The organism is Mumia sp. zg.B17 (assembly GCF_019550915.1).
GTDB lineage: Bacteria > Actinomycetota > Actinomycetes > Propionibacteriales > Nocardioidaceae > Mumia.
The window spans coordinates 26,015-37,024 of sequence record NZ_JAHWCI010000008.1; the positions used below are offsets into that span (position 1 = coordinate 26,015).

The 11,010-nt window shown below is 70.9% G+C and carries 11 protein-coding genes; 2 read left to right on the forward strand and 9 right to left on the reverse strand.

Translation table 11 applies throughout. The annotated features are described in order from the left end of the window. Window positions 1-103 precede the first annotated feature (103 nt). On the reverse strand, window positions 104-970 hold the full coding sequence (locus KV097_RS13310) for a serine aminopeptidase domain-containing protein (protein WP_255559635.1): 867 nt from the start codon (window positions 968-970) through the stop codon (window positions 104-106). 270 nt (window positions 971-1,240) lie between these two features. Here KV097_RS13310 and KV097_RS13315 point away from each other — a divergent pair, with 270 nt between their 5' ends. Continuing rightward, on the forward strand, window positions 1,241-1,903 hold the full coding sequence (locus KV097_RS13315; RefSeq protein WP_220343607.1) for a TetR/AcrR family transcriptional regulator: 663 nt from the start codon (window positions 1,241-1,243) through the stop codon (window positions 1,901-1,903). Here the strand turns inward: KV097_RS13315 and KV097_RS13320 are convergent. The 3 genes from KV097_RS13320 to KV097_RS13330 are packed head-to-tail and all read right to left on the reverse strand — an operon-like array spanning window position 1,900 to window position 3,419. Then, on the reverse strand, window positions 1,900-2,667 hold the full coding sequence (locus KV097_RS13320; RefSeq protein WP_220366149.1) for a methyltransferase domain-containing protein: 768 nt from the start codon (window positions 2,665-2,667) through the stop codon (window positions 1,900-1,902). The genes KV097_RS13315 and KV097_RS13320 overlap by 4 nt on opposite strands. Before the next feature lies 1 nt (window position 2,668). Beyond that, window positions 2,669-3,202, reverse strand: a complete 534-nt coding sequence (locus tag KV097_RS13325) for a Clp protease N-terminal domain-containing protein (RefSeq protein WP_220343605.1) — start codon at window positions 3,200-3,202, stop codon at window positions 2,669-2,671. A 1-nt stretch (window position 3,203) separates the two neighbouring features. Next, on the reverse strand, window positions 3,204-3,419 hold the full coding sequence (locus KV097_RS13330) for a helix-turn-helix domain-containing protein (RefSeq protein ID WP_220343604.1): 216 nt from the start codon (window positions 3,417-3,419) through the stop codon (window positions 3,204-3,206). 119 nt (window positions 3,420-3,538) lie between these two features. On the opposite strand from KV097_RS13330, the gene KV097_RS13335 reads away from it, so the two are divergent. Next, window positions 3,539-4,033 (forward strand): MarR family winged helix-turn-helix transcriptional regulator, encoded by a 495-nt coding sequence (locus tag KV097_RS13335; RefSeq protein ID WP_220366150.1) that lies wholly within the window; start codon window positions 3,539-3,541, stop codon window positions 4,031-4,033. A gap of 43 nt (window positions 4,034-4,076) precedes the next feature. Here the strand turns inward: KV097_RS13335 and KV097_RS13340 are convergent, their stop codons facing one another. The 5 genes from KV097_RS13340 to KV097_RS13360 all read right to left on the reverse strand — a co-directional run bounded on the left by KV097_RS13340 (window position 4,077) and on the right by KV097_RS13360 (window position 10,944). Then, the gene (locus KV097_RS13340; RefSeq protein ID WP_308289425.1) at window positions 4,077-6,128 is read right to left on the reverse strand and encodes an MMPL family transporter; all 2,052 of its coding nucleotides are present in this window, start codon (window positions 6,126-6,128) and stop codon (window positions 4,077-4,079) included. Window positions 6,129-6,217: 89 nt separating this feature from the next. Continuing rightward, the gene (locus tag KV097_RS13345) at window positions 6,218-7,981 is read right to left on the reverse strand and encodes an ABC-F family ATP-binding cassette domain-containing protein (protein WP_220343602.1); all 1,764 of its coding nucleotides are present in this window, start codon (window positions 7,979-7,981) and stop codon (window positions 6,218-6,220) included. 81 nt (window positions 7,982-8,062) lie between these two features. Then, a complete protein-coding gene (locus KV097_RS13350; RefSeq protein ID WP_220366151.1) occupies window positions 8,063-8,980 on the reverse strand; it encodes a 4-(cytidine 5'-diphospho)-2-C-methyl-D-erythritol kinase in 918 nt (305 codons plus the stop codon). A 9-nt stretch (window positions 8,981-8,989) separates the two neighbouring features. After that, window positions 8,990-9,904, reverse strand: coding sequence for a 16S rRNA (adenine(1518)-N(6)/adenine(1519)-N(6))-dimethyltransferase RsmA (gene rsmA, locus KV097_RS13355; protein WP_255559636.1), 915 nt, complete (start codon window positions 9,902-9,904; stop codon window positions 8,990-8,992). Continuing rightward, a complete protein-coding gene (locus tag KV097_RS13360) occupies window positions 9,865-10,944 on the reverse strand; it encodes a resuscitation-promoting factor (protein WP_220366152.1) in 1,080 nt (359 codons plus the stop codon). Before KV097_RS13360 ends, rsmA begins: the two co-directional genes overlap by 40 nt. Window positions 10,945-11,010 lie beyond the last annotated feature (66 nt).

Genomic DNA, 11,010 nt, shown 5'->3' on the forward strand with positions numbered 1-11,010 from the left:
CGCGGCCGAGGTCGTGACGCCGACCCGGGCGTGATGTGAGGCGGCCGGGCACGGTGCTTCGTCCACCATGCCCGGCCGCCTCCTCCTGCGATCCGCCGTGAGGTCAGTCGGGGCAGGAGTTCCGATAGTCCGACAGCGCCGTCGAGGTAGGCGCGGGGCACAGGAACTGCGAGTACCGCGTGTCGGAGTCGACGTAGCGCTTGAGCCAGGTCACCATCAGGCGGCCCTGCCAGTCGGGGTTGGTGTTGGCGGCGAGGTGGCTCTCCCCGCGCAGCTCGCCGTACGCCCGCTCAGGTGCCCCGGTCAGGCTGTTGTAGAACGGGATCGAGTGGGAGCTGTTGGCGGCGATCGAGTCGTTCTGGGCACCGATGATCATCGTCGGGACCCGGATCCCCTGCCAGGTCTTGTCGGTGTTCCACGGCTGGAGCGCGACGGCCGCCTTGAGGGTGGGCCGCGAGTTCGCTGCCTCCAACGTGCCGCCGCCGCCCATGGAGTGGCCGGAGGCCGCGAGCCGGGTGGCGTCGACGCGCGACCTCACCGAGCTGCGCTCGGTGAGGTAGTCGAGTGCCGTGAGGATCTGGCGCCCGCGACTGGCGGGCTGGTCGAGCGTCGAGCTCGTGTCGATCGCGAACACGACGAAGCCGTGCGACGCGACCCTGCGCGCGAGCCCGGCGTACGACCCGGACGTCGCCGTGAAGCCCGGAGCGAGAACCACTCCGCCGAACGTCCCGGCGCTGGTGGACGTGGGGTAGTAGATCGTGCCGCCCCCGAAACCGGAGGCACTCAGCCGCGACACCGAGGTGGTGCTGACCGCGAACGACCCGTTGCCGAGCACGCTCGAAGCCGTCGGGGCAGGGCCCCGCTCGTACGGGTTGTCGGCGGCGGTCGCGGTCGGAGCCGTCGCGCCCACCAAGGGCAGGGCCACGGCCGCGAACAAGGTCACGAGCCGGAGCACAAGTGGTCTGAACATCATCGGTCTCCCATCGGTTCCGCGGCCCAGGGATGCCCCGGAACGACCGGGGAGACCGCGAGGTGAACGGGACGTTAACGCCCGATCACAACCTGGACAAGAGCACTAGAAGAAGTTCTGTGACGTGCTATGTCGGTGGTGACTAAGCGCTTGCTTAGGCCCTGGATAGTGGAGAATCTCGCGCCATTCGGGAGATGCACCGGACGTTGAGATTCCGGGCATCGCCCTCGAGGAGCGCGCCGAGGTTGCGCTGACGTCACGTAGGGCACAATGCCGAGAGTGGCCAAGAACCCCGCCCCGGACGCCAAGCGCAAGGGCAGCAGACGGATGACGGCTGCCGAGCGGCGCGAGCAGCTGATCGCGATCGCTCGGACGCTCTTCGCCGACCGTGGGGTCGACGGGACGACGGTCGAGGAGATCGCCTCACGGGCGTCGGTGTCCAAGCCGGTCGTGTACGAGCACTTCGGCGGCAAGGAAGGGCTGTACGCGGTGGTCGTCGACCGCGAGGTCCGCACGCTCCTCGACATGATGCGCGCCGCTCTCACCACAGGCGGGCCCCGCGAGCTCCTCCAGGCGGCGGCGGTCGCCCTGCTCACCTACATCGAGACCAGCTCGGACGGGTTTCGGATCCTGGTGCGAGACGCGCCGGTCGGCTCGCCGACCGGGTCCTACGTGAGCATCATCGGTGACGTCGCCAGCCGCGTCGAGGACATCCTCGTCGGAGAGTTCAAACGACGCGGGTACGAGGCCAGGCTGGCGCCGATGTACGCCCAGATGCTCGTCGGCATGGTCTCCACGACAGGCCAGTGGTGGCTCCATGCGCGCCGGCCGACGAAGGACATCGTCGCCGCCCACGTCGTCAACCTCGCCTGGAACGGGCTCTCCAACCTCGAGGCCGAGCCGACCCTCTTCCGCGACGCACCGAAGCCCTAGCGCCGCTTCGCGACGACGAAGGTCCTCGGGAACGGAAGCACCGTCCCGTACCCCTCCCTCGGGTACGCCGAGCGCAACGCCGCCTTGTAGTCCTCCACGAAGCGACCGCGCAGGCCCTCCGGGAGCGCCTCGAGCACCGGACGCGCGCCGGTCCCGGAGATCCACCGGAACACCGGGTCCTCCCCCGGGAGCAGGTGGAGGTAGGTGGTGCCCCAGACGTCGAGCTCCCAGGCGTCGTCGACGAGCAGCTCGAGGTAGGTGCGGGGTGAGACACCGCGCGCCTCCGCCAGCCCAGCGGCATGCTCCGCGTAGGGGTCCTGCGAGGCGAGCTCTCGAAGCAGGACGTGGCTCGGCTCCTGGTGGTTGTCGGGGACCTGGAAGGCCAGCACCCCACCGGGGGCGACATGCTCACGCAGTCGTGGCACGACCTCGAGCTGGTCAGGCACCCACTGAAACGCGGCGTTGGAGACGACCAGGTCGACGGGGTCCGCGGGAGACCATGCCGCGATGTCGCCCAGCTCGTAGCCCACTGCGGGATCGGCGTTCTCACGCCGCGCCTGTTCGACCATCTCGGGAGAGGAGTCGACCCCCAGGATGGTCGCCGCCGGCCACCGGCCCCTCAGCACGGCGGTCAGGTGGCCTGGTCCGCACCCGAGGTCGACGATCGCGCGGGGCTCGGTCGGGATCCGGGAGACCAGGTCGACGAACGGCCGCGCGCGCTCGGACTCGTACGCGAGGTACAGCGCGGGGTCCCACTGCGCCACGTCAGGCCGCCCAGCCCGCCACGGCGCGGTCGACGTCGGCCCGGAGGGCGTCAGGATCGTCGCACACCGCCGAGACCACCGCCGCGAGCCGCGCGTCGTCGACCGAGAGGACACCCGCGAGCAGCTGCACGGTCCCGATCTCACGTCCGGGGCCCGCGACCGTCGCTCTCAGCGCACGCTCGAGCACCTTCTTGCCGGCACGGGTGAACCGGAGATGTCCTCGGCTCCGCCCTCCGGCACGCTCGAGCGCACCCTCACCGAACGTCGTGTCGGCCTGGGCGCGGACGGCGTCGAGATCGACACCCACGGCCGCCAGCGCCTCCGCGTCGAGCGCACCGCCACCCCCTCGCACGATCTCTCGGCGCACTGCCTCGTGGGTCACCCCGTGGCGTGCCAGCAGCCCGTCGTCCGCACCCCGCCTCACCAGCGCCCCGAGGATGTGGACCGGCTCGATGCGGCGGTCCCCTGCCTCGCGTGCCTCCTCCTGCGCATCGACCACCGCCGAGCGCGCCTCTGCCGCGAATCTTTCGAACATGTCAGCCCTTCCCCTCTCGGTCCTCGCCGCCGTGCTTCTTGTGCGCCGCCTGCCTCGAGACACCCAGGGCGTCGGCGATCTGCTGCCACGACCACCCGAGGGCTCGCGCGCGCTCCACCTGGAGGCGCTCGAGACGGTCGGCGAGCTCGCGGAGCGCACGGACCGCACGGAGGCCCACGGCGGGATCAGAGTCGGTCAGCGGGTCGGCGTCGAACATGCTGTCAACCGTAATTGACGCAGTTGGCAGGCGTCAACCCTTATTGACATGTGGGTCACCCCGGCGCGTCGGCGTGCGCGAACTCTCGATGTCGAGAATCTCGACGGTACGCTGGAGAGGTGGACGATGAGGTGGATCGGCTGGTCGCTGCGTGGCGACGCGAGCGCCCCGACCTCGACGTCGACCCCATGGAGGTGCTGAGCCGGGTGTCCCGGCTCTCCCGGCACCTCGATCTCGCCCGGCGTGAGGCCTTCGCGGACCACGACCTCGAGACGTGGGAGTTCGACGTGCTGTCTGCACTGCGACGCTCCGGCGAGCCGTACCAGCTGTCTCCCGGTCAGCTCCTGCGCGAGACCCTCGTGACCAGCGGCACCATGACCAACCGTATCGACCGGCTGGCGGCTCGTGGCTTCGTCGAGCGCCTCCCCGACCCCGTCGACCGTCGCGGGGTGCAGGTCAGGTTGACCAGCACGGGCAGAGCCGCCGTCGACGCGGCGCTGGAGGCACTGCTGGAGCGCGAGCGTCAGCTGCTCGCGTCTCTCGGAAGCGATGACACGGGGCACCTGGTGGCCATGCTGAGGGGACTGCTGCTTCCCTTCGACGTCAACAGGTGAGCCCGTCGGCCGGGGCGCTGCCCGCGCACCCCGGCCGACGGCGTCACCGGCGGCGCTGCAGCGCGCTCGGCCACCAGATCCGCGAGCCGATGTCGTACGACAGCGCCGGAACGAGCAGCGAACGTACGACGAGCGCATCGAGCAGGACCCCGAAGGCGACCAGGAACGCCAGCTGCGCGAGGAACAGGATCGGGATCACCGCCAGTGCGGAGAACGTCGCGGCGAGCACGATCCCGGCCGACGTGATCACGCCACCGGTGACCACCAACCCATGGAGGATCCCCTGGCGCGTGCCCCGTCGGGCAGACTCCTCCCGCACTCGTGTCATGAGGAAGATGTTGTAGTCGATCCCGAGCGCGACGAGGAACACGAACGCGTAGAGAGGGACGGACGGGTCGGCGCCCTCCCACCCGAACACGTGGGTGAACACGAGGCCGGCCACCCCCAGCGTCGAGAAGAAGCTGAGAACCGTCGTCGCGACCAGCAGCACGGGGGCGAGCACCGACCGCAGCAGCACGATCAGGACCAGCAGGATGACCGCGAGGACGACCGGGATGATGACCGTCCGGTCGCGCTCCGCGACGTCGTTGCCGTCGACCTGCTGTGCCGTGGAGCCGCCGACCAGGACGTCGTCGCCCAGCTCGTGAAGCTCGTCGCGCAAGGTCCGGACCGTCTCCTCGGCGGCGTGGCTGTCCGCCGCGTCCTCGAGCGTGACCTCGACGACGACACGCCCGTCGACCACCATGGGAGGCGGGGCGTCGCCCGTCGGCGGTCCGCTCGTACGCTCGGCCATCGGCATGGCGGAAGCCACGCCGTCGGTGCCCTCGACGACCTTGACGACCTCCTCGAGGTCGTCCTCCGGAGCCACCACGACAGCCGGCGAACCCGAACCGCCCGGGAAGTGACGCGCCAGCGCCTCCTGGCCCTGCACCGCCTCGACCTCACCGAGGAACAGGTCGCTCTGCGAGACGCCCGACGCGTTGAAGGTCGGGACGAACGCCGCCGCGGCCACGAGTGCGAGGGTCGCACCGACCCAGAGGCGGCGCGGCCGTCGCTCGACCTGGCCCGCGACCTTGCCCCAGACGCCTGACTCCTCCGGCTTGGCCGTGCCCACGTGCGGCTTGAACGGCCAGAACGCGACCCTGCCCAGGAGGACGAGGGCGGCAGGCAGGAAGGTGAGCGCCGACAGCATCGCAGCGGCGATGCCGAGGGCAGCCACCGGCCCCAGACTCCGGTTGGAGGTGAGGTCGGACAGCAGGAGGCAGAGCAGGCCCAGGATGACCGTGCTCCCGGAGGCGATGATCGGACGCAGCGCACGGCGCCACGCGACGAGCATCGCGGAGAACCGGTCGTCGTGGACGCGCAGCTCCTCTCGATATCGCGCGACGAGCAGCAGGGCGTAGTCGGTCGCCGCACCCACTACCAGGATCGACATGATCCCCTGGCTCTGGCCGTTGAGGTCGAGCACGCCGCCGTCGGCGAGCTGGTAGACCACGAAGGCGGCGAGACCGAGCCCCAGGACGGACGTGAGGAGCACGGCGAAGGGCAGCAGCGGACTTCGGTAGACGATCAGCAGGATGACGAGGACGACAGCGAGCGCGACTCCGAGCAGGATCCCGTCGATGCCGCCGAACGCCGCTCCGAGATCGGCGGCGAACCCGCCGGGCCCGGTCACGTACGGCGTGGCTCCGTCCACCTCTTCGACAACGCCGCGGATGTCGTCGACGACGGTCTCGATGTCACCCTCGTACGACGCGCCCACCTGCACGAACGCCGACAGGGCATCACCGTCCTCCGAGGGAACCGGTGGACTGATCTGCCCCTCGATGCCCTCGACCTTCGACACGGCGTCGAGCTGCTGCGCGGCGGCCGCTCGACCCTCGGCGGAGATCGGGCCGTCCGACTCCCAGATGATGACGATCGGCACGGACTCGGGAGCGAACTTCTCCTCGATCGCCGCGACCTCGGTCGACTCCGCACTCTCGGGCAGGAAGGCGGCGTTGTCGTTCTCCGAGACCTCCGACAGCTTTCCGGCGAAGGGCCCGGCGAGCCCTCCGAGAACCAGCCACAGGAGCACGAGCGCGATCGGCAGCACCCACCGGATCCGAGAATGCGACCGTTCGCCGGATTCGCGCTGAGACACTGTCACTCCATTAGGTAGATAATCTATCTTTCAAGGAGTCCTCAATCTAACATCTCCGCGAGCTGAAGCCAGATCGACTCCAGCTCCTCGCGCTCGCCAGCGATCTCCGACAGCCGCTTCTGGAGCTCGGTCAGCCTTCCAACATCCGTCGCGTTCGCCGCCATCTCGTTCTCAACCGCTGACGCCTGCTCGCTCAGCCGGGCCAACCGGCGGTCGATGCGTGCCATCTCCTTGTGCGCCGCGCGCTCTTCGGCTCCCGACATGCCCGCCTGTGGGGAGGTCGACGGTGCGCCCGCGGAGACCGACGCCGCAGCGTCGGCGCCCGACGTACGCCGAGCCCCCGGCGCTCCCGGGTGGTACTCCTCCACTCCTCCCACCAGCATGCGGATCGATCCGTCACCCGGCAGCTCGAACACCGTGTCGGTGACGCGCTCGAGGAAGTAGCGGTCGTGCGAGACGGCCACCAGCGTGCCCGGCCACCGGTCGAGGTAGTCCTCGATCACGGTCAAGGTGTCGATGTCCAGGTCGTTGGTCGGCTCGTCGAGAAGCAGGACGTTGGGCTCAGCCTGGAGGATCCGCATCACCTGGAGCCGCCGTCGCTCGCCACCCGACAGGTCGCCGATGCGCGCCGTGAGGAGGTCCCCGGTGAACCCGAACCCCTCGAGGAGGGTGCTGGACTGGAGCTCCGGTCCCTTCACCGCGTCGAGCACGCGCTGAGTGGGGTCCATCTCGTCGAGAGCCTGCGAGAGATAGGCCACGGTGACGGTCTTGCCGCGCTTCACGCGGCCGGAGTCAGGCGCGACCTCGCCGGTGAGGAGCCGCATGATCGAGGTCTTGCCGGTGCCGTTCGGCCCGACCAGCCCCACCCGGTCACCGGGACCGAGCCGCCAGGTCGCACGGTCGAGGATCAGCGCGTCTCCGCGCACCAGCGAGACGTCCTCGAGATCAAACACGTCCTTGCCGAGACGCTGGGTCGCGAACCGCTCGAGCTCGAGGCGGTCACGTGGCGGCGGCTCGTCCGCGATCAGGGTGTTGGCGGCCTCGATGCGGAACTTCGGCTTCGACGTGCGGGCTGGCGGACCTCGCCGGAGCCACGCGAGCTCCTTGCGGACGAGGTTGCGCCGGCGGGACTCGGTCGCCGCCGCCTGGCGGTCACGCTCGGCCCGCGCGAGGACGTACGCCGCGTAGCCGCCGTCGTACTGGTCGACGACGCCGTCGTGCACCTCCCACGTGCGGGTGGCGACCTCGTCGAGGAACCAGCGGTCGTGGGTGACGACCACGAGGGCGCACTCGCGCCGGCGCACGTGACGGGCCAGCCAGGCGATGGCGTCGATGTCCAGGTGGTTGGTGGGCTCGTCGAGGACGAGGAGATCGTGCTGACCGAGCAGGAGCCGGGCCAGGGAGGCGCGGCGTCGCTCGCCGCCGGACATGCCCTCGACGATGCGGTCCAGCGGGATCCCGGCCAGCAGCACCGTCACGATCTCTCGCGTCGTCGCGTCGGCGGCCCACTCGTGGTCGGCCTTGCCCCCGAGCACGGCCTCCCGGAGCGTGTGCGCCTCGTGGAGGTCGTCACGCTGGTTGAGGAAGCCGACCTCGAGCCCGCGCGTATGGGTGACCCGGCCTGCATCGGGCGGCTCGATCCGAGAGAGGACACGGAGCAGGGTCGTCTTGCCGCCACCGTTGCGGCCGACAACACCGATCCGGTCGGTGGCGGCGATCCCGAGGCTGACCGAGTCCAGCAGGGTGCGGGTGCCGTGGGACTTGTCGACCCCGTCGAGATTCACGAGATTTGGCGGCGGCGTCACTCGAGCAAGACTACGGGGCGGCTCTCGGGCGCCGAGAACCGCGCGGAGTCTCCGGGCACGGCGGTCGCCCTCGTCGCGCGGTCAGATCAGGTGGGCGCCCGGCTCGGGGCCGCTCGCCTGGACCGCGTCGGCGCAGGCACCGCTGCGGAGCAGCAGGCCCGCGAGCTCCTCCGAGTGGGAGGGGTCCTCGGCCAGGACCATCACGGTCGGGCCCGACCCGGACACCAGCGCGCCGAGAGCGTCGGCCTCCCCGGCGACCTCGAGCACACGCGACAGCTCAGGTCGCAGGTCGAGGGAGGCCTTCTGGAGATCGTTCGAGAGAGCGTTGCCGAGCGCGGCCGCATCACCGGCTGCCAGCGCGGTGAGCAGGGCCTGCGGAACGTGAGGCGCCGGCGGCGGGGCCTCGGCGTGCATCTCGTCGTACCGGGCATAGACCTCGGCCGTGGAGAGGCCCCGGTCGGCGATCGCGAAGACCCAGTGGAAGCGGCCGCGCGCGAGGACTGGGCTGACCTCCTCGCCGCGCCCTGCGCCGAGCGCGGTCCCACCGTGCAGCAGGAAGGGGACGTCCGAGCCGAGCGTCGCCGCGATCTCCTCGAGCTCGCCACGGGTCGCCTTCGTACCCCACAACGCGTCACACGCGACCAGGGCGGCCGCCGCGTCCGCCGACCCGCCTGCCATTCCTCCCATGACCGGGATGGCCTTGCGGATGGCGAGACCGGCCCCGGCCTCGACGCCGAAGGCGTCACGCAGGGCGCAGGCGGCCTTCACCGCGAGGTTGTCGGGTCCCGTCGGCACGGGGGCCTGCTCGCGACGCTCGTCGCCGGCGAACTGCACGCTCACGGTCACCGCGCCGTCCTCGACCTCCGTGGCCCGCACCTCGTCGCACAGGTCCACGGCCTGGTAGACCGTCGCGAGCGGGTGGTAGCCGTCATCACGCCGCGGTCCCACGCCGAGGCACAGGTTGATCTTCGCCGGAACCCGGACGGTCGTCGTTCGCACCGGATCAACCTACCGTCCGGCTGCCGGGGCCTCGGGGGCTGCTTCCAGGGCGGCCGCGATGCGGACGAACGCCGCGAGGTCGAGCTGCTCTCCCCGCTCCTGCGGCGGCACTCCGGCGGCCAGCAGCGCAGCCTCGGCGCGGTCGGCACCGCCGGCGATCCCCGCGAGCGCGGCCCGCAACGTCTTGCGGCGCTGGGCGAAGGCGGCGTCGACCACGGCAAACACCTGCCGTCGGTCGGCGTCTCGGGGCGGCTCGCGGCGGGTCCACGCGACGAGACCCGAGTCGACGTTGGGCGCCGGCCAGAACACCGTGCGACCGACCCGACCCGCAGGGCGGACGTCGGCGTACCACGACGCCTTGAGGCTCGGCACGCCGTACGTCTTGGAGCCGGGGCCGGCGGTCAGCCGGTCGGCCACCTCGGCCTGGACCATCACCAGCCCGCGCTCGATCGACGGCACGTGCTCGAAGAAGTGCAGCAGCACCGGGACGGAGACGTTGTAGGGCAGGTTCGCGACCAGCGCCGTCGGCGCGGGACCGGGGAGCTCGTGCACCCGAAGGGCGTCGGCGTGCACCACGTCGACGTCGGCCGAGCGGCTCGGCGCGTAGGTGGCGATCGTCGACGGCAACGCCTCAGCCAGGCGCTCGTCGATCTCGACCGCGACGACGCGCCGCGCCGCCTCGAGGAGCGCCAGCGTCAGCGATCCCAGACCAGGCCCCACCTCGAGCACCACGTCGTCGGGCCCCACGCCCGCGACCCGCACGATCCGGCGGACCGTGTTGGCGTCGATGACGAAGTTCTGGCCTCGACGCTTCGTCGGCACGACGTCGAGCTCCTCGGCGAGGGCGCGGACGTCACCCTGGCCGAGGAGGCGTACGTCGCCGCTCAGGTCGGGAGCCCGAGCTGCGCCGCGCAGTGCGGCCAACTGCCGTAGCTGCCGCCGTTGGCGTCGCGCAGCTTGGTAGCGACGGCGATCTGCTGCTCGCGCGAGTTCTCGTGCGGGTAGCCCTGGCCGCCGTACGCACGCCAGGTGCCGAGGTTGAACTGGAGGCCGCCGTAGTAGCCGTTGCCGGTGTTGATGCTCCAGTTGCCGCCCGACTCGCACTTGGCCAGACGGTCCCAGACCGAGCCGCTGCCCGGGTCGATGGACGGCGTCGACGGCTTGGTGCCGTGGCGCTCGACCTGTGCACGGGCCGCAGTCACGACGACCCGCTTGACCTCCTTGCGACTGCGGACCTTGCCGTCGGCGCGGACGATCTCGTACGTCACCTTCGCGGTGCCGGGCTTGCCCTCGCGGACGACCTTGGTCTTGCCGGCGGCCATCGAGTCGTCCTCGCGGACCTTGGTGGTGAACGCGACCTTCTCGGTCTTGGTGCGGACGACCTTCGCGACACGCACGACACGCACCCGCATGCCGTCGGTGACCTTCGCCGCGAGACGCGGGGTCACCTCGTCGAGCTCGCCGAGCGTGATGCCGAGTCCGGCGAGGGCGTCCTTGACGGTCGCGCCGCTCGTGAAGACCGCGCGGCGGGTGCCGTCGGCGACGAGCCGGATCTTGGTGGGGCTGGTGATCGTCAGCGCGAGACCGTCGCGGGGCACCACGGCCGAGCGGCTGGTCGACAGCTCCGCGGCCGCGTGCGGCCGGATGCCGAGCTGGTCGAGCGCCTCGTCGACGCGGAGAGCGGTCGTCCAGTAGGTCTTGGCCGCTCCGTCGACGGTGAGCACGAGCTTGCGCGCGTAGCGGACGGCGACCTTGGTGCCGTCCTCGATGTCGGCGTCGGCCGCGGGGAGGACCACGTCACGCTCTCCGAGGTCGATGCCCTCGGCGTCCAGGACGTCGGCGACGGTGCCACCGAAGGTGCGGACCGTGGTCTCCTTGCCGTCCACGCTGAGCGTGACGGTCTTGTTGAGCACGGTGAAGGCGAGAACGCCGGCCACGATAGCGGCGACGACGACAGCGCTCACGGTGGTGAGTGCAAGGCGGGTACGCACGAAGCTCCCTCGGGGGTCGGGACACAAACTCTCGGCAGA